Raw genomic sequence first — 15,980 nt, forward strand, 5'->3', positions numbered from 1 at the left:
GGACAGAAGCCCAGCCACATGGCTGGGCTTCTGTCGTTTCCGGTGCCGGGAGTTCAGCCGGGGAATGGTCCGGTGTTCGGCTCAAGGGCTACATTGAGGCCCACGATGTCCCCCCGTCGTCTGGTTCTTCCCCTCCTCGCAGCGCTGGCCCTGGCCGTCAGTGCCATCTCGCCTGGGCGGGACCTCCCTCAGTTGGTCACGCCGGCGCCACTGCCAGTCAGAGCGGTCGCGGCCGTACCGCTGCGGGCCGATCCCCAGTTCGTGCCGAAGCCGAGGCCGACGGATCCCCCCGTCGACAAGCGAAAGCTCACCCAAGCGGTCAGGCGGTTGCTGAAGAGCCGGCCGGGGCGGACGTCGATCAGCGTCGAGGATCTGCACACCGGCAGGGTTTTCCGGTTCGGGGCCAATACGGTTCTCCCCACGGCCAGTGTCGCGAAGGTCGACATCCTCATGGCGCTGCTGCTGGATGAGCGCTGGGATCGGCTGCCCAGGTCCGTGAAGAGGGACGCCGAGATCATGATCCGCCACTCCGACAACAAAGCGGCCGATCGGCTCTGGGAGCGGATCGGCCGTGAGGGCGGGCTGGCGCGGGCGAACAAGGTGTTCGGGCTGAAGGCGACGACCGCGGTGCCCGGGAGGTGCGTCGACCTCTACTGCTGGGGCATCACCCGGACCACCGCCGACGACCAGGTGCGGTTGCTCAGGTATCTGCCGAGGCTCGGCGACGGGGACGTCGTCCGGCGGCTGATGCGCCGGGTCGTACCGGAACAGAAGTGGGGGGTGAGTGCGGGGGCCTGCGCGGGGGAGCGGGTGGCGCTCAAGAACGGCTGGTTGAAGCATGTGGCCAACGACCTGTGGGCGATCACGAGCGTGGGTCTCATCGCTGATCGGTACGCGGTGGCCGTGCTCACTGAGGACAACGCCACCAGTGAGGCCGGGATCGCCAAGGTCGAGAAGCTCGTCGAGAGGGTGCTCGACGGGTTCCGGGAGTGCGGTTCTCAGGGGGTGACGAGCCGGTAGCCGACCCCCCTCACGGTCTGGATGAGTTTGTCGTCCTCGTCGCCCAGCCGTGCGCGCAGGCGTTTCACGTGGACGGCGATGGTGTTGGTGGACATCGCGTCCGCGGAGTGCCAGACATGCCGCATGATCTGCTCGCGGGTCACGGTGCGGTCGGCGTTGCGCATGAGGTAGTGCAGCAGCTCGAACTCGCGCAGGGGGAGGTGGACGACGCGGCCGCCCACCTTCACCTGGTACGCCGTGACGTCGAGGGCGACGTCGCCGATGGTCAGGACGGTCCGCTGGATGCCCTGCCGGCGGAACGCCGCGTGGACGAGCGGCAGCAACTCGGGAACACGGTAGGGCCGGGCGACGCATGCCGTCGCGCCGGCCGCCAGCGCCTCCATGGCCTGTTCCGCGAATCCCTCGCCGACGCCCAGCAGGACCGGTACGGCTCGTGCCAGGCGGACCGCCCGCACGAAGTCGACCGGTCCGATGATGGGCAGCGACGCGCTGATGAGGACGGCGTCCGGGCGCAGTGCTCCCGCCTGGAGCAGCGCCTGGGCTCCGTCGAACACGCCGGTGACGTCGATTCCCTCGGATTCGAGTTCGTGTGTCAGGTTCTCGACCAGGGCGCTGTCGGGGTCGGCGACCAACAGCGTCGGCGCGGATCGAGTTTCCCCGTCCACCCGGTCCTCCCCAATGTGTCGGATCAGCCGAAACGCCCGGTGATGTAGTCTTCGGTCGCTTTCTGGGACGGGCTCGTGAAGATCTTGGTGGTTTCGTCCATCTCGATCAGCTTGCCCGGTTGTCCCTGGGCGGCCAGGTTGAAGAACGCCGTCTTGTCACTCACGCGAGCGGCCTGCTGCATGTTGTGGGTGACGATGACGATCGTGAACTCCTGCTTGAGCTTGGCGATCAGGTCTTCGATCGCCAGCGTCGAGATGGGGTCGAGCGCCGAGCAGGGCTCGTCCATCAGCAGGACCTGGGGCCGGACGGCGATGGCGCGGGCGATGCACAGACGCTGCTGCTGTCCGCCCGAGAGGCCCGAACCGGGCTTGGGCAGCCGGTCCTTGACCTCGTTCCACAGATTGGCGCCCTTGAGGGACTCCTCGACGATGCCGTCGAGCTCGCTCTTGGAGTAGCGGTGGTTCAGGCGCAGGCCCGCGGCCACGTTGTCGTAGATCGACATCGTGGGGAACGGGTTGGGACGCTGGAACACCATGCCGATGGTGCGGCGGACCGACACCGGGTCGACTCCGGCGCCGTAGAGGTCCTGCTCCTCCATGCGGATCTTGCCCGTGACGGTGGCGCCCGGGATGACCTCGTGCATGCGGTTCAGGGTGCGGAGGAAGGTCGACTTGCCGCAGCCCGACGGGCCGATGAAGGCGGTGACGGCGCGCGCGTCGATGGTCATCGAGATGCCTTCGATGGCCTTGTGGCCGCTGTAGTAGGCGTCGACGTCCGTGACCTCGATCTGTTTGGCCATGGCTATTACCTCTTCCTTGCGGGCGAGCGCCAGTACGTGATGAGACGCGCGGCCAGGTTGAGCAGCATGATGATGATGATCAGGGTGAGCGCGGCGGCCCACGCGCGGTCGATCGCGGTGTCGTTGGGCCGGGCGGCCTGGTCGAACACGTACAGCGGAAGACCCATCTGCGGCCCGCTGAACGGGTCGTTGTTGATCGAGTCGGTGAAGAAGACCGTCAGCAGCAGCGGCGCCGTCTCGCCGGCGACACGGGCGACGGCCAGCATGACTCCGGTCACGATGCCGGTGAAGGCGGTGGGCAGCACGACCTTGACGATGGTGCGCCACTTGGAGACGCCCAGCGCGTAGGAGGCCTCGCGCAGGTCGTTGGGCACCAGCAGCAGCATCTCCTCGGCGGCCCGGACGACCGTGGGCAACATCAGGATCGACAACGCCATCGCGCCGGCGAAGCCGGAGAACGGCATGCCCAGGATCAGGATCCAGAACGCCAGGATGAACAGACCGGCGACGACCGACGGCACACCGGTCATGATGTCGACGAAGAAGCTGATCGAGCGCTTCAGGCGGCCGTTGGTGCCGTATTCCACCAGGTAGACGGCGGTGAGCAGGCCGATCGGCACGGAGATGAGCGAGGCCAGGGCGACCTGCTCCAGGGTGCCGATGATGGCGTGGTAGGCGCCGCCGCCGGCGTCCCTGGCCCCGATGTTGCGCATCGAGTGGGTCAGGAACTCCATGTCGAAGCGGGCCAGGCCGTTCGCGATGACCATCCACAGGACGGAGACCAGCGGCACGACCGCGATGGCGAACGCCAAATAGACAAGGACCTGAACGCCCTTGTCCTTGAACCGGCGCAGGCCGGAGATTCGCTGGATTTCTGGGGTGACGGCACTCACGCGGCGACCCTCGCGTATTCCTTGCGGCGGGAGATGACCCAGCGGGCGGCCATGTTCACCAGCAGGGTGATGATGAACAGCACCAGACCGGACGCGATGAGCGCGCCCCGGCCGATGTCGTTGGCCTCGCCGAAGCCGTTGGCGATGTTGGCCGCGATGCTGTTGCCGTTGGCGCTGAGGATCTCGAAGCTGATCGTGAAGGTGGCCGGGAAGATCAGGGCCACGGCGATGGTCTCACCCATGGCGCGGCCGAGGCCGAGCATCGCGGCGCTGATCACACCGGGACGGCCGAACGGCAGCACGGCCATCCGGATCATCTCCCAGCGGGTGGCGCCGAGGGCGAGGGCGGCCTCTTCCTGCATCTTGGGGGCCTGCAGGAAGACCTCGCGGGAGATCGCGGCGATGATCGGCAGGATCATGATGGCCAGCACGAGCGACCCGACGAGCATCGAGCGGCCGACGACCTGGTCACCGCCGAAGATCGGGATCCAGCCGAGGTAGTCGTTCAGGAACTGCGAGGGCCCGCGCATGAACGGGACCAGGAAGATGATGCCCCACAGGCCGTACACGACCGAGGGGACCGCCGCGAGCAGGTCGATGACGTAGCCCAGGAACGAGGCCAGGCGGCGGGGGGCGTAGTGGGAGATGAAGAGCGCGACCCCGATCGCGATCGGCGTGGCGATGATCAGCGCGAGGAATGAGCTGAGGACGGTGCCGAACGCGAGCGCGCCGATGCCGAACTTCGGCTCTGAGGCGTTGGCGTTCCACGTCATCTCCGTGAGGAACGACGCGGTGTTCGCCTGGAGTGCGGGGATGGCTCGCGCGATCAGGAACACGGCGATGGCCGCCATGATCACGAGCAGCAGGATGCCCGCACCGGTCGATGCGTAACGGAAGGGGCCGTCGCCACGGCTGCGCCGGAAGGCGGACCGGCTCAGGGGAGCCGACCCGCCTTCGCGCGTTTGCGTCGAGGTCGCCATTGGCTAGGAGATGGCCTCAACCGCGGTGCGAACCTTGGTCAGCAGCGACGCGGGGAGCGGCGCGTAGCCGAGGTTGGTCAGCACCTGCTGGCCCTCGTCGGAGGCGGTGTAGCCGAGGAAGGACTTGACGAGCGGGAGGTCCTCGGCGGAGAGGCCCTTCTCGCAGGTGATCTCGTAGGTCACCAGGACGATCGGGTAGGCGCCCGCGGCCGAGGTGGCGTAGTCGATCTTCATCTTGAGGTCGTTGCCGGTGCCCTCGACGGTGGCGGCCTCGACGGTCTTGCCGGCGCTCTCCGGGGTCAGCTCGACGAACTCGCCGGAGCCGTTGGCGACCTTGGACTTCTGCAGGCCGGAGTTCTCGGCGTAGGAGAGCTCGACGTAGGAGATGGCGCCCTCGGTCGACTTGACCGACGCGGCGATCTGGTCCGAGCCCTTGGCGCCCTGGCCCTTGGCCTCGGCCGGCCAGGCCTTGCCCGGCTCGTACGGCCACTCGGCGGTGGCGGCCAGGAACTTGGTGAAGTTGTCGCTGGTGCCCGACTCGTCCGAGCGGTGGAACGCCTGGATGTCGGTGGAGGGCAGCGTGGCGTCGGGGTTGTCAGCCTTGATCGCGGGGTCGTCCCACTTGGTGATCTGGCTGTTGAAGATGCCACCGATGGTCTTCGGCGAAAGCTGCAGGCCGTCGACACCGGGGAGGTTGTAGACCACGGCGACCGGGCCCACGACCATCGGCAGGTTGATGGCCTTGCCGGTGGCGCAGCGGGCGTCGGCCTGAGCCGGCTCGTCTTCCTTCAGGGCCGAGTCGGAACCGGCGAACGCGACGGTGCCGGCGATGAACGCCTGGACACCGGCGCCCGAGCCGCTCGGCTGGTAGTTGATGCTCACACCGGGGTTGGCGCTCTGGAACGCCTTCTTCCACTCGTCGACGGCGTTGGCCTGAGCCGAGGAGCCGGCGGCGTTGATGGTGCCGCTGAGCTGGGCGTCGCCCGAGGCCGCAGGAGCGGCGGCGGTGCCGCCGTCAGTCGCGGTGGAAGGGGTGGTGTTGTCGTCAGTACCACACGCGGCGAGCGACAGCACGCCGGCGATGGCGGCTACGGCGAGCCGGCCTGCATACTTCACGGCTGAATCCTCCTGATTGTTTCTTCAACAACCGGGAGGCTAGGGATCGAAGGTGACCTGACGACTGGACGAAGGTGAACGAAGAATGAACGGGTCAGGTCCCCTTCGTGCAGGTCTCAGTAGATAACGGCCAGGTCACAGGCGTATTGCGGCGTTAATGAAAGCCCCGCTCCGCAAGGGAGCGGGGCCGCTGGACCGATTCAGTAAGTGCTGGTCGCACGCAGTCTGTCGTCGAAATCGCGGACCAGCAGCGACGGCGGGCCCTCGTAGTCGCGGCGGAACCGCCGCACCCGGTGGAGGACTCTCTCGGACGAATAGACGACCCCCGCCTTGAGCGCCTCGCCCGCGAGGGTGAAGGCCTCGTCGACCTCCCCGGCCATCCGGCGCGCGGTGGCGATCTCCAGCATGAGCAGCGCCTGCTGCTTGGCGGCGGGGCGTACGGAGACGAGGGATTCGGCGAAGGCCGAGACGGCGTCGTGGGGGCGGCCCAGGCGGACCATCACCAGCGCGCGGTATCCGGCCAGTTTGCCGGGGTCGAAGGGGAAGACCCACGGCCAGGGCGGCGACGACGCCCGTTCGCTCTGGGCGACGGCGATCTCCGCCTCGCGGAGGCAGTTGAGCGCGGCCATCACGTCGCGTTTGCCCGCGTGGCCCAGCGCCTCGATGCACGCCAGCCACGCCCGCGCGGTGGCCGGCGGATTGCTCCCGGCCTGCGCCCTGGCCTGGGCGACCATCGTCAGCCCGAGCAGCGGGTCGTCGTGGTCGATCTCGAAGGCGGCCAGGCTGCCCAGCATGTAGGCCTCCAGCAGCGGATGTTCGGCCCGCCGGGCCGAGTCGACCGCGAACCGGTAGAACATGCGGGCGGTCCCGATGTCCTGCATGTCGGCGTGTAACCAGGCGGCGAACCCGGCGGCCTCGCTGACGGTCGGGCAGACCTCCACCGCGAACGGGGTCTCGGCCGATCGGGCCAGGGCCCGTTTGGTGAGCTCGACGTGGGCGACGGCGCCGCGGGCGAGTTCCCGGGCGGGGGTCTCGGCCTCCAGCCGGCGCTGCGCGCCGGTGATCGCGGCCAGGGACGACGCGGTCGTCTCGTCGGCCGACCGGTAGGAGATGGACGGCGCCACGGGCATCGCGGCCAGGAAGGCTATCTTGCTGAAGTCGCGGCGTTTCGTGGGGTCCTCACCCCCGGCGTCGCCGATTCGCAGCAGGTATTGCGGGATGCCGACCTGCCGCGCGAGGTCGCGGATCTGGTCGACGGTGAGCGACTGGCGCCCTCTGAGCACTTTCGACACCCAGCTCTGGGAGTAGCCGAGGAACTCGGCGAGCTGGCCCTGCGTCCATCCGCGAGCGGATCGGACCTGATCGAGAATGGTCGCCATATCACACTCGGCGAGCGCGCTGGCGACGGGCGGCCGGGCCCAGAAGTCCGGCGGCAGACCGTTACCGTCATGACCCATGACGGTAAGTTACGCCCATTCGCGACGTCACGCAGGAATTCGCCGGACGAATATCGCGATTTCTGATCCGCATGGCGTATTCCCCGGGGTCCCCCCAGGTCGTGAGTATCGCGGGCATGGACGCCCCCACCAAGACAGTTCCACGCGGAAAGGTCATGACCACCTATCACGGCCCGCACGTGCCGAGCCACCCAGATCCGGACGCCAGGCCGCTGACCTGGCGTCCGGGCGCGCGGTGGACCGACCGCGAGCGGATCAGGGCACATTCGTGCTCGTGCCGCGGGGTGGTCTACGAATTCGTCGGCGCCGCCGGTCAGTACTTCATTCGGCGTACGACATTGCAGTCGCAACTCACCGAGGAGACCGAGCGTATGGTCTCCTCACGCGCCGAACAGATGTGGGCTGACCTTTTCTCCGGAAAAGTCTATTAAGCGAGCTTTTCGAGTACTTCGCGGTGTAGAAGCCCGTTTGAGCACACCATGCTCCCGCTGTCGAGCGGCGGATTCCCGCCCACGCCGGTGCACGCACCGCCGGCCTCTTCCACGATCACGGTGAGCGCGGCCATGTCCCATGGCGACAGTTCCGGTTCGGCCGAGACGTCCACCGCACCCTCGGCCACCATCATGTGGGACCAGAAGTCGCCGTAGGCCCGCGTCCGCCACACACTGCGCGTCAAGTCGAGGATGTTGTCGAGCTTCCCCTCCTTCTCCCAGCCGCTCAGGCTGGAGTAGGAGAAGGAGGCGTCCTCCAGTCTGGCGACCGACGACACCTGGCACCGGGTGGCCTTGGTCAGACTGCGGCCGGTGAACGCGCCGCCGTCGCGGGCCGCCCACCAGCGCCGGTTGAGAGCCGGCGCGGAAACGCATCCGACGACGACCTTGCCCTCCTCCATGAGCGCGATCAGGGTCGCCCACACGGGCACGCCACGCACGAAGTTCTTGGTCCCGTCGATGGGGTCGACGACCCAGGAACGCATGCCGTAGCCCGTCTTGCCGAACTCCTCGCCGATGACGGCGTCGCGGGGGCGAGCCCGGCGAAGGGTGCCCCTGATCGCCTCCTCGACCGCCCGGTCGGCGTCGCTGACCGGGGTCAGGTCGGGTTTGGTCTCGACCTTCAGATCCACGGCCTTGAAACGGCGCATCGTGATGTCGTCGGCCGCGTCGGCCATCACGTGCGCGAGTCGCAGATCATCGCTGTAAGCCGTCACGGATCACACGCTAGCGGTTTTGGTGGCATTTCCAGCAGACCCGGGACCGCTCCAGATCCTACTAGCGAGTAACATGCCGTCCATGACCACTTTCGACACGGGGGCTCTGTTCCTGCAGAGCGTCCCCTTCGCGCGCACCCTCGGCGTGTCATTCGACTCCGTCGACTCCGGTACGGCTGTCGCCCGTCTCGCAGACCGGCCCGACCTGCACAACCACGTCGGCGGACCCCATGCCGGAGTGGTCTTCTCCCTGGCCGAGTCGGCCTCCGGGGCGGCCATGCTCTCGCTGTTCGGCGACACCCTCGACCGGGCGACGCCGCTGGCCACGGTGGGGCGGGTGGCGTACCGGAAACTGGCTCTCGGCGATCTGACCGCCGAGGCGGTCGTGAGAGCCGAGCGCGACGCGGTGCTCGCGGAACTCGCTTCGCAGAAGCGGCCGGAGTTCACCGTCGAGGTGACGGTACGCGATTCAGCGGGCGTGACGGTCGCCGAGGTCACCGTGGAGTGGACGCTGCGGCCCAACCGCTAGTCGTCGTCCGGAGCGCCCTCACGGCTCGACAGCAGCCGCCGCAGCGACACCAGCCGGGCGGGGTCGCCGTGGCCCTCGGCCACGAACCGGTCGAGGGCGCAACCGTCGCCCAGGTGGGTGCAGCCCTTCGGGCAGTCGACCGCGGCCTCGTTGAAGTCGGGGAAGGCGACCAGCACGTTGTCGATCTCGACGTGGCCGAGCCCGAAGCTGCGCACGCCGGGGGTGTCGATGATCCAGCCGCCGTCGGGCAACTCCAGGGCGACGGCGGAGGTGGAGGTGTGCCGGCCCCGGCCGGTGACGGCGTTGACGTGGGAGACCGCGCGGCCGGCGGTCGGCACGAGCTGGTTGACCAGCGTCGACTTGCCCACCCCCGAGTGGCCCACCAGCACGCTGACGCGGTCGGTCAGATGGTCGCGCAACTCCGACAGGTCGCCGCCGCGCTGCACGGTGATGTGCCGGACGCCGAGCGGTTCGTACAGTGAGATCAGCTCGTCGGGGGCGGCCAGGTCGGCCTTGGTCAGGCAGAGCAGCGGGTCGATGTCGGCGTCGAAGGCCGCCACCAGCAGGCGGTCGATCATGCGCGGGCGGGGTGGCGGGTCGGCCAGCGCGGTCACGATGACGAGCTGGTCGGCGTTGGCCACGACCGGCCGCTCGACCTCGTCGTAGTCTTCGGCGCTGCGCCGCAACATCGAGCGGCGCTCCTCGCGGCGCACGATCCGGGCCAGCGAGTCGGGCCGGCCCGAGGTGTCGCCGACGAGCGCGACCTCGTCGCCGACCACGATGCCCTTGCGGCCGAGCTCCCGGGCCTTCATCGCGGTGATCACGGTCGACGGGCCGCTGTCGTGGATGCCGCGCCCGGTCAGAACCGTGTAGCGGCCCCGGTCGACGGCGACGACGAACCCCGGCACCGCCGCCTCGTGGGCAGGCCGCAGCCGGGTCCGCGGCCGGGAACCCTTGCCCGGCCGGACCCTGACGTCGTCTTCGTCGTATTCGCGCCGTTTCAGGACGCGTCTCCCCGCAACATCTCCGCCCACATCGTGGCGAACTCGGGCAGCGTCTTGGCGGTCGTGGCGATGTTCTCGACTTCGACGCCGGGCACGGCCAGGCCGATGACGGCGCCGGCGGTGGCCATGCGGTGGTCGTCGTAGGAGTGGAAGACACCCTCGTGGAGCTTCTTCGGGAAGATCTCCAGCCCGTCGTCGGTCTCGCGGGCGTCGCCGCCCAGGCGGTTGACCTCGGTGGCCAGCGCGGTGATGCGGTCGGTCTCGTGGCCCCTGATGTGGGCCACGCCCCGGACGCGGGTCGGCGAGTCGGCCAGCGCGGCCAGCGCCACGATCGTCGGCGTCAGCTCGGCCTCGTCGCGCAGGTCGACGTCGATGCCGTGGAGGCCGCCGCCGTGGACGGTCAGGCCCTCGCCGGTCAGCTCGACCCGGGCGCCCATGCCGGTCAGCAGCTCACGCAGCCGGTCGCCCGGCTGGGTGGTCTCGGCCGGCCAGTGGGGGATCGTCACCGAACCGCCGGTGACCACCGCGGCGGCGAAGAACGGCGCCGCGTTCGACAGGTCGGGCTCGACGGTGAAGTCGGTGGCCGCGATGGGGCCGGGCAGCACCCGCCACACGTACCGCTCGGAGTCGTCGACCTCGACGCCCCGGGCCCGCAGCATCTGGACGGTCATCGCGATGTGGGGCATGGAAGGGACCGGCGGGCCGACGTGGCGGACCGTGACCCCCTTCGGGAACCGCGCCGCCGCCAGCATCAGCCCGGAGACGAACTGGGAGGAGCCCGACGCGTCGACGGTCACCTCGCCGCCGGAGAGCGGCCCGCGGATCGTGAACGGCAGCCGGTCGCCGTCGACCCGAGCGCCCAGGCCGCGGAGCGCGTCGAGGATGGTGCCCATCGGGCGCTTGCGGGCGTGGGGGTCGCCGTCGAAGGAGACCTCGCCGTCGGCCAGCGCCGCGATCGGCGGCAGGAAGCGCATGACGGTCCCGGCCAGGCCGCAGTCGATGTGGCCGCCGCCGGTGATCGGGCCGGGCGTCATCTCCCAGTCGGCGGACGAGGCGCTCTCGGCGCTCGCGACCATTCGGGTGCCCAGCTTCCGCAGCCCCTCGGCCATCAGATCGGCGTCGCGGCTGCGCAGCGCCAGCCGCACCCGCCCGGGACCGTCGGCCAGCGCGGCCAGCGGCAGGGCGCGGTTGGTCACGGACTTGGAGCCGGGCAGCGCCACTGTGGCGACCACCGGGCCGGACGCGACGGGCGCGGGCCACAAGGGAGCGGACATGCCCCCAAGCCTATCGGTGGCAGTCTGGAGGGATGTGTGGAAGATACGCGTCGGCGCGCAAGCGCCACGAACTGCTTGAGGAGTTCGAGGTCGAGCTCGACTCGGAGGAGGAGCTCGCCCCCGACTACAACGTCGCCCCCACGAAGAACGTGTACGCGGTCATGAGCCGCGTCCCCCACGTCGAGGGCGCGACGAGACCGGTCCGGCAACTCCGCGTGGTCCGCTGGGGCCTGGTCCCGAGCTGGGCCAAGGACCCGTCGATCGGCTCCCGCATGATCAACGCCAGGATCGAGACGGTCGCCGAGAAGCCCGCCTTCCGCAAGGCGTTCGCCACCCGCCGCTGCCTGCTGCCCGCCGACGGCTACTACGAGTGGATGCCGACCGACGACAAGCGCAAGCAGCCCTTCTTCATCCACCCCGAAGACGGCGGTGTGCTGGCGATGGCCGGCCTGTACGAGTTCTGGAAGGACCCGGAAGGCGAGTGGATCTGCACCTGCACGGTGATCACCCAGGACGCCGAAGACCGCCTGGGCCACATCCACGACCGCATGCCGATGCTGATCGCGCGGGACAAGTGGGCGGAGTGGCTCGACCCCGGGGTTTCGGACGCCTCCGAGCTGTTGGTTCCGGCCACCTCGGCGGGCCTGGTCGCCTATCCGGTGGATCCGGCCGTGGGGAACGTCCGCAACAACGGAGAGCGGCTCATCGCCCCACTTCAGGACAGCGGTGACAACGATCGGCTTTTCTGAGTCGCCGGGGTTCGGGGAATGGGGATTCCTGAACCCCAGACGATCCCGCCGCGGATCCTCAGGTTCTGCTGTTCGGCCCAGGCGGGGAGTTGCCGGGCGGGACCTGAGGAATGTGCCCCAGGGCGCCAGGTCCGGATCTCCGAACCCATTGAGATGCCCTTGCCGTCCGGCAGACGGCAGTATTTCGATGTATGACACGCAAAGTGGACGGAAGCGCCGGAGACGCGGACTACGGAACGATCGGCTCCGGGTACACCGGCTACCGCAGTCCCGATCCTCGCATCGCCCAGTTCATCGCCGACGCGCTCGCGGGGGCGAAGACGGTCGTCAACGTCGGCGCCGGCGCCGGGTCGTACGAGTCGACGGCGGCTCAGGTCACGGCGGTGGAACCCTCGGCGTCCATGCGCGCCCAGCGACCCGCCCACCTGCCGGCGGCCGTGGACGCCGTCGCCGAGAACCTGCCGTTCGGCGACGACGAATTCGACGCGGCGATGACCACGTTCAGCGTTCACCAGTGGAGTGACCTCACGGCGGGGCTGCGCGAGATGCGGAGAGTGGCGCGCGGGCCCGTCGTCGTGCTCACCTGCGACCCTGATCTCGTCCGTGACTTCTGGTTGTACGAATACGCCCCCCTCGTGCTGGACACCGAGGCCCGGCGCTACCCGGCGATCGGCGAGATCACCGAAACTCTCGGCGGCGCGTGCACCGTCACGCCCGTCCCGATCCCGCTCGACTGCACCGACGGGTTCAACGAGGCGTACTTCGGCCGGCCTGAGCGGCTCCTCGATCCGGGAGCCCTGCAGGCCTGCTCGGCCTGGAGTTTCGTCGATGCCGCGACCCGTGACGAGTACGTCGGCCGGCTGCGCCGTGACCTTGAGTCCGGGGCCTGGGACGACAACTACGGCGCGATGCGTCAGCAGCCTTACCTGCACGGGTCGCTCGTGCTGGTCCGGGCGGTTCCCGAGTAAGCCGCGGCCCACAGGCAAAGCACGCCTCGGGTGCCTCTGACCAGGTGTCCGCACCGCACAAGAGCGGAATACCTCTAATGGCAGGTGGGATAGGGAGGAACGGCCGACTCGCTGTCCCTCCTGCTCGATCGCAGAGGTGTCACAACTCGGCCGCCGGCCTCCCGGCGGCGTCCCCCCATTCCCGGAGGTGCGGATTCGTGGAATCTGCGGCCGCGCGTATGCGCCTGGAGATGATGCTCGACGACCTGGACCGGTCCATCGGAGTCCTGACGACCACCCCCTCAGCCGAGATCACCCTCGGCGACGCCGACCGGAACCGGGCCATGATCGAGGCGGCGGGCCGGCAGCGGCAGGCGGTGGTGGCCGCCCTGTCGCGGCTCGACGCCGGCACCTACGGCCGCTGCGTCGACTGCGGCGTCGCGGTGCCCGACGGCAGGCTGGAGGCGCGCCCCGAGGCGGCCCGCTGCATCGGGTGCCAGTCGAGGCGGGAAAGACGCCGCTGATTCAGAGCGGCTTGCGCCCGCTCGCCACCAGGTGGATGCCGACCGTGTCGTCGTCGTCGGGGTGGGCGTCGAGCTCCGTCCTGACCAGCCACGACAACGATCGCTGGTCGCTGCCCAGCACGTGGTCGACGGTCGAGGGCGACAGGACGGTGCGCGGGCGCACCCACTCGACCTCCAGGCCCGCGCCCGCCAGCAGGTCGCGGAGCTGGGCGGCCGAGAAGCAGCGGGTGATGCTGCCGTCGGGCCAGGGCACCAGCATGACCTCGCCCGTCTGGCGGAGGTGGGCCCAGTAGTTCTGCTCGGCCAGGATCGCCATGCCGAGCACGAGCGAGTCGACGCAGACCAGCACCCGGCCGCCCGGCTTGAGCACCCGGGTCACGTCGGCCAGGGCCGACTCGGCCATGATCTCGACCGACAGGGCGCGTTCCTCGGCGACGACGGCGTCGACGCTCTCGTCGGCCAGGAACGCCAGGTCGTCGCTGCGCACCTTGTGGATGCGGTCGGAGGCCTCCCGGAGCCACGGCTCGGCGGCGGGACGGCGGAAGTCCAGCACCTCCACCACGCGGTGCCCGGCGCGGGCGGCCTGGGCGGGCCAGCGCCCCCGTCCGCCGGACAGGTCCAGCAGCAGCGAGGGCTTCTCGGGCAACCAGCGGCGCAGTTGCTCGGCGACGACGGCGTGGTAGAAGGTCCAGTAAGGCCCGAGATTTCCTGTGCCGTTGAGTTCATTGGCCGGAATGGGCAGCACGAGCGGCTCCTGGACGTTGACGTTCTCAGAAGGAGGGTCTGGTGGAGACGGTGTCCCTACCAGCCGGTACGTAGCTTTTTCCCCGGATAAGGCATTGCGTACCTTGTCCGGGAACAGACTCTACGCCGCCGCGGTTGACGATGGGCATGAACGCGTTGCTGGTGAGGCCGGAAACTCCGGCCTATGCCGTCCCGGTATCCTCGGATGCGATAAGCATCTATGAGGGGGTGGGTCCGGTCTCCAAGACAGCCGAGGAGACTCTGGAGCAGCGCAGTGAGCGGTTCGAACGGGATGTCATGCCCTATCTCGACCAGCTCTACTCCGCCGCGCTCCGGATGACCCGCAACCCCGCCGACGCCGAAGACCTCCTCCAGGAGACCTTCGCGAAGGCCTTCGCGTCGTTCCACCAGTTCCAGGTGGGCACCAACCTGAAGGCCTGGCTCTACCGCATCCTGACCAACACCTTCATCAACAGCTACCGCAAGAAGCAGCGCGAACCGAAGCAGGCCGGCACCGAGGAGATCGAAGACTGGCAGCTCGCCCGTGCCGAGTCCCACACGTCGAGTGGGCTCAAGTCGGCCGAGCTGGAGGCGCTCGAACACCTCCCCGACAGCGACGTGAAAGACGCTCTGGCGGCGCTCCCCGAGGAATTCCGGATCGCGGTCTACCTGGCCGACGTCGAGGGGTTCCCCTACAAGGAGATCGCCGACATCATGGGGACCCCCATCGGAACCGTGATGTCGCGCCTCCACCGCGGCCGCAGGCAACTGCGCTCGCAGCTTGAGGACTACGCGCGCGAGCGCGGGCTTGTGCGATCGGAGGAGGGCGCATGAGCTGTGGTGACCACCACGACACCGACTGTAGTGAGGTGCTCGACCGGGTCTACAGCTTTCTCGACGGTGAGCTCGACGAGGACAAGTGCGGAGACATCCGGCAGCACCTCGACGAGTGCGACCCGTGCCTGCGGGAATACGGGCTCGACAAGGTCGTGAAGCAGCTCGTGGCCAAACACTGCGGGTGTGACCCGGTGCCCGACGACCTGCGGGCCAAGATCCGGCTGCGGATCGAACAGGTGCGAACCGAACTGGTGGAATAGCCTGCTGGCCATGCGGATTCTGGTCACGGGCGGTGCGGGTTTCATCGGTTCCAACCTCGTCGATCGGCTGCTCGCCGACGGCCACGAGGTCGTCGTGGCCGACGACCTCTCTTCGGGGTCCAACCGGGCCCCGCGGGCGGAGTTCCACCAGATCGACGTCCGCGACCCGGCTCTGGCCGAGGCCGCCGACGGCGCCGAGGTGATCTGCCACCTGGCCGCGCAGATCTCGGTCCGCGCCAGCGTCGCCGATCCGCTCACCGACGCGCGCGTCAACGTCGAGGGCACCCTCAACGTCCTCGAAGCGGCCCGCGTGAAGAAGGTCCGCAAGGTCGTCTTCGCGTCGTCGGTGGCCCGCTACGGCCGCCCCGAGACCATCCCGGTGCCCGGGAACACCCCGGCCCGCCCGATGTCCCCCTACGCCGCCTCGAAGGTGAGCGCCGAGGCCTATCTGTCGGCCTACCGGGCGCTCTACGGCATCGAATACACCACGCTGGTGCTCTCGAACGTCTTCGGGCCGCGCCAGTCGCCCGGCGGCGAAGCGGGCGTGGTGGCCATCTTCACCGACGCCCTCCTCGGCGGCCGGCCGACCGTCCTCTACGGCGACGGCTCCCAGACCCGCGACTACGTCTACGTCGACGACGTGGTCGACGCCTTCGCCCGCGCCTGCGGCACCCGGGGCGACGGCGGGACCTTCAACATCGGCACCGGCGCGCAGACCTCCGACCGCGTGCTGCACTCCCTCATCGCCGCCGCCGCCGGGGTGCCCGACCATCCCGAACTCGCGCCCGCCCGGCTGGGCGACCTGCCCGCGATGGCGGTCGACCCCCGGCCCGCCTTCGAGGGGCTGGGCTGGCGGCCGGAACACGACCTCGCCTCCGCGCTCAAACTCACCGTGGATTGGGTCCGCGACGCTCGGTGATGACTTGATCACGGTTTGGCGACAACCCAGTGAAGTGCCTGTCCGCTGGGTAGCC

General features: G+C 69.1%; 20 protein-coding genes. 9 read left to right on the forward strand and 11 right to left on the reverse strand.

Annotation, left to right across the window (positions count from 1 at the left end; all coding sequences use genetic code 11):
* Positions 1-188: 188 nt before the first annotated feature.
* Positions 189-446: a hypothetical protein gene (locus AW273_RS38295; protein WP_198168521.1), complete on the reverse strand. Its 258-nt coding sequence runs from the start codon at positions 444-446 to the stop codon at positions 189-191.
* Between AW273_RS38295 and AW273_RS38300 the strand changes: the two genes are divergently transcribed.
* Complete coding sequence (locus AW273_RS38300; protein WP_500778878.1) at positions 328-1,020, forward strand: serine hydrolase; 693 nt, start codon at positions 328-330, stop codon at positions 1,018-1,020. The two genes, AW273_RS38295 and AW273_RS38300, sit on opposite strands and share 119 nt — an antisense overlap.
* Here the strand turns inward: AW273_RS38300 and AW273_RS34965 are convergent.
* The 6 genes from AW273_RS34965 to AW273_RS34990 form a co-directional block, all read right to left on the reverse strand.
* Positions 999-1,685, reverse strand: coding sequence for a response regulator transcription factor (locus tag AW273_RS34965; RefSeq protein WP_030456421.1), 687 nt, complete (start codon positions 1,683-1,685; stop codon positions 999-1,001). The genes AW273_RS38300 and AW273_RS34965 overlap by 22 nt on opposite strands.
* Positions 1,686-1,708: 23 nt before the next feature.
* The gene (pstB, locus tag AW273_RS34970; protein ID WP_062357898.1) at positions 1,709-2,485 is read right to left on the reverse strand and encodes a phosphate ABC transporter ATP-binding protein PstB; all 777 of its coding nucleotides are present in this window, start codon (positions 2,483-2,485) and stop codon (positions 1,709-1,711) included.
* A 5-nt stretch (positions 2,486-2,490) separates the two neighbouring features.
* Positions 2,491-3,378 carry a phosphate ABC transporter permease PstA gene (pstA, locus tag AW273_RS34975; protein ID WP_062357900.1) on the reverse strand — a complete coding sequence of 296 codons (888 nt, stop codon included), beginning with the start codon at positions 3,376-3,378 and terminating at the stop codon, positions 2,491-2,493.
* A complete protein-coding gene (pstC, locus tag AW273_RS34980; protein WP_062357903.1) occupies positions 3,375-4,358 on the reverse strand; it encodes a phosphate ABC transporter permease subunit PstC in 984 nt (327 codons plus the stop codon). Before pstC ends, pstA begins: the two co-directional genes overlap by 4 nt.
* Before the next feature lie 3 nt (positions 4,359-4,361).
* Positions 4,362-5,474 carry a phosphate ABC transporter substrate-binding protein PstS gene (pstS, locus tag AW273_RS34985; RefSeq protein WP_062357905.1) on the reverse strand — a complete coding sequence of 371 codons (1,113 nt, stop codon included), beginning with the start codon at positions 5,472-5,474 and terminating at the stop codon, positions 4,362-4,364.
* Between the two features lie 200 nt (positions 5,475-5,674).
* A complete protein-coding gene (locus AW273_RS34990) occupies positions 5,675-6,931 on the reverse strand; it encodes a helix-turn-helix domain-containing protein (protein WP_062357907.1) in 1,257 nt (418 codons plus the stop codon).
* Positions 6,932-7,047: 116 nt separating this feature from the next.
* Between AW273_RS34990 and AW273_RS34995 the strand changes: the two genes are divergently transcribed.
* Entirely contained in the window at positions 7,048-7,362 is a 315-nt protein-coding gene (locus tag AW273_RS34995; protein ID WP_157556472.1) for a hypothetical protein, read from the forward strand.
* Here the strand turns inward: AW273_RS34995 and hisN are convergent.
* The gene (gene hisN, locus AW273_RS35000) at positions 7,359-8,138 is read right to left on the reverse strand and encodes a histidinol-phosphatase (RefSeq protein ID WP_083950297.1); all 780 of its coding nucleotides are present in this window, start codon (positions 8,136-8,138) and stop codon (positions 7,359-7,361) included. The two genes, AW273_RS34995 and hisN, sit on opposite strands and share 4 nt — an antisense overlap.
* 82 nt (positions 8,139-8,220) lie before the next feature.
* Here hisN and AW273_RS35005 point away from each other — a divergent pair, with 82 nt between their 5' ends.
* Positions 8,221-8,667, forward strand: a complete 447-nt coding sequence (locus AW273_RS35005; protein WP_232327741.1) for a DUF4442 domain-containing protein — start codon at positions 8,221-8,223, stop codon at positions 8,665-8,667.
* Here the strand turns inward: AW273_RS35005 and rsgA are convergent.
* Both rsgA and aroA read right to left on the reverse strand, forming a co-directional pair.
* The gene (gene rsgA / locus AW273_RS35010) at positions 8,664-9,671 is read right to left on the reverse strand and encodes a ribosome small subunit-dependent GTPase A (RefSeq protein ID WP_062357983.1); all 1,008 of its coding nucleotides are present in this window, start codon (positions 9,669-9,671) and stop codon (positions 8,664-8,666) included. The genes AW273_RS35005 and rsgA overlap by 4 nt on opposite strands.
* Complete coding sequence (gene aroA / locus AW273_RS35015; protein WP_062357916.1) at positions 9,668-10,945, reverse strand: 3-phosphoshikimate 1-carboxyvinyltransferase; 1,278 nt, start codon at positions 10,943-10,945, stop codon at positions 9,668-9,670. Before aroA ends, rsgA begins: the two co-directional genes overlap by 4 nt.
* Before the next feature lie 32 nt (positions 10,946-10,977).
* On the opposite strand from aroA, the gene AW273_RS35020 reads away from it, so the two are divergent.
* The 3 genes from AW273_RS35020 (at position 10,978) to AW273_RS35030 (ending at position 13,165) form a co-directional block, all read left to right on the forward strand.
* Complete coding sequence (locus tag AW273_RS35020) at positions 10,978-11,694, forward strand: SOS response-associated peptidase (RefSeq protein ID WP_062357918.1); 717 nt, start codon at positions 10,978-10,980, stop codon at positions 11,692-11,694.
* Between the two features lie 191 nt (positions 11,695-11,885).
* A complete protein-coding gene (locus AW273_RS35025; RefSeq protein ID WP_062357920.1) occupies positions 11,886-12,662 on the forward strand; it encodes a class I SAM-dependent methyltransferase in 777 nt (258 codons plus the stop codon).
* A gap of 197 nt (positions 12,663-12,859) precedes the next feature.
* A complete protein-coding gene (locus tag AW273_RS35030) occupies positions 12,860-13,165 on the forward strand; it encodes a TraR/DksA family transcriptional regulator (protein WP_062357922.1) in 306 nt (101 codons plus the stop codon).
* A 1-nt stretch (position 13,166) separates the two neighbouring features.
* Here AW273_RS35030 and AW273_RS35035 read toward each other — a convergent pair whose 3' ends face one another.
* Positions 13,167-13,910 (reverse strand): class I SAM-dependent methyltransferase, encoded by a 744-nt coding sequence (locus AW273_RS35035; protein ID WP_062357924.1) that lies wholly within the window; start codon positions 13,908-13,910, stop codon positions 13,167-13,169.
* 296 nt (positions 13,911-14,206) lie between these two features.
* Here AW273_RS35035 and AW273_RS35040 point away from each other — a divergent pair, with 296 nt between their 5' ends.
* The 3 genes from AW273_RS35040 to AW273_RS35050 are packed head-to-tail and all read left to right on the forward strand — an operon-like array spanning position 14,207 to position 15,925.
* The gene (locus AW273_RS35040; protein ID WP_231515680.1) at positions 14,207-14,743 is read left to right on the forward strand and encodes a sigma-70 family RNA polymerase sigma factor; all 537 of its coding nucleotides are present in this window, start codon (positions 14,207-14,209) and stop codon (positions 14,741-14,743) included.
* Positions 14,740-15,006 (forward strand): mycothiol system anti-sigma-R factor, encoded by a 267-nt coding sequence (gene rsrA, locus AW273_RS35045; protein ID WP_030456435.1) that lies wholly within the window; start codon positions 14,740-14,742, stop codon positions 15,004-15,006. The genes AW273_RS35040 and rsrA overlap by 4 nt, the downstream gene beginning before the upstream one ends.
* Before the next feature lie 10 nt (positions 15,007-15,016).
* Positions 15,017-15,925, forward strand: coding sequence for an NAD-dependent epimerase/dehydratase family protein (locus AW273_RS35050; RefSeq protein ID WP_062357927.1), 909 nt, complete (start codon positions 15,017-15,019; stop codon positions 15,923-15,925).
* Positions 15,926-15,980 lie beyond the last annotated feature (55 nt).

Origin of the sequence: Herbidospora yilanensis (genome assembly GCF_001570565.1) — a bacterium.
GTDB classification, from domain to species: domain Bacteria; phylum Actinomycetota; class Actinomycetes; order Streptosporangiales; family Streptosporangiaceae; genus Herbidospora; species Herbidospora yilanensis.

Bases quoted from the DNA above. Each gene is read 5' to 3' on its own strand.
- AW273_RS38295 (WP_198168521.1), bottom strand. From the start codon at position 446: ATGTCGACCTTCGCGACACTGGCCGTGGGGAGAACCGTATTGGCCCCG.
- pstB (WP_062357898.1), bottom strand. From the start codon at position 2,485: ATGGCCAAACAGATCGAGGTCACGGACGTCGACGCCTACTACAGCGGC.
- pstC (WP_062357903.1), bottom strand. From the start codon at position 4,358: ATGGCGACCTCGACGCAAACGCGCGAAGGCGGGTCGGCTCCCCTGAGC.
- AW273_RS34990 (WP_062357907.1), bottom strand. From the start codon at position 6,931: ATGGGTCATGACGGTAACGGTCTGCCGCCGGACTTCTGGGCCCGGCCG.
- AW273_RS34995 (WP_157556472.1), top strand. From the start codon at position 7,048: ATGGACGCCCCCACCAAGACAGTTCCACGCGGAAAGGTCATGACCACC.
- AW273_RS35005 (WP_232327741.1), top strand. From the start codon at position 8,221: ATGACCACTTTCGACACGGGGGCTCTGTTCCTGCAGAGCGTCCCCTTC.
- aroA (WP_062357916.1), bottom strand. From the start codon at position 10,945: ATGTCCGCTCCCTTGTGGCCCGCGCCCGTCGCGTCCGGCCCGGTGGTC.
- AW273_RS35020 (WP_062357918.1), top strand. From the start codon at position 10,978: ATGTGTGGAAGATACGCGTCGGCGCGCAAGCGCCACGAACTGCTTGAG.
- AW273_RS35025 (WP_062357920.1), top strand. From the start codon at position 11,886: ATGACACGCAAAGTGGACGGAAGCGCCGGAGACGCGGACTACGGAACG.
- AW273_RS35040 (WP_231515680.1), top strand. From the start codon at position 14,207: ATGCCCTATCTCGACCAGCTCTACTCCGCCGCGCTCCGGATGACCCGC.
- rsrA (WP_030456435.1), top strand. From the start codon at position 14,740: ATGAGCTGTGGTGACCACCACGACACCGACTGTAGTGAGGTGCTCGAC.
- AW273_RS35050 (WP_062357927.1), top strand. From the start codon at position 15,017: ATGCGGATTCTGGTCACGGGCGGTGCGGGTTTCATCGGTTCCAACCTC.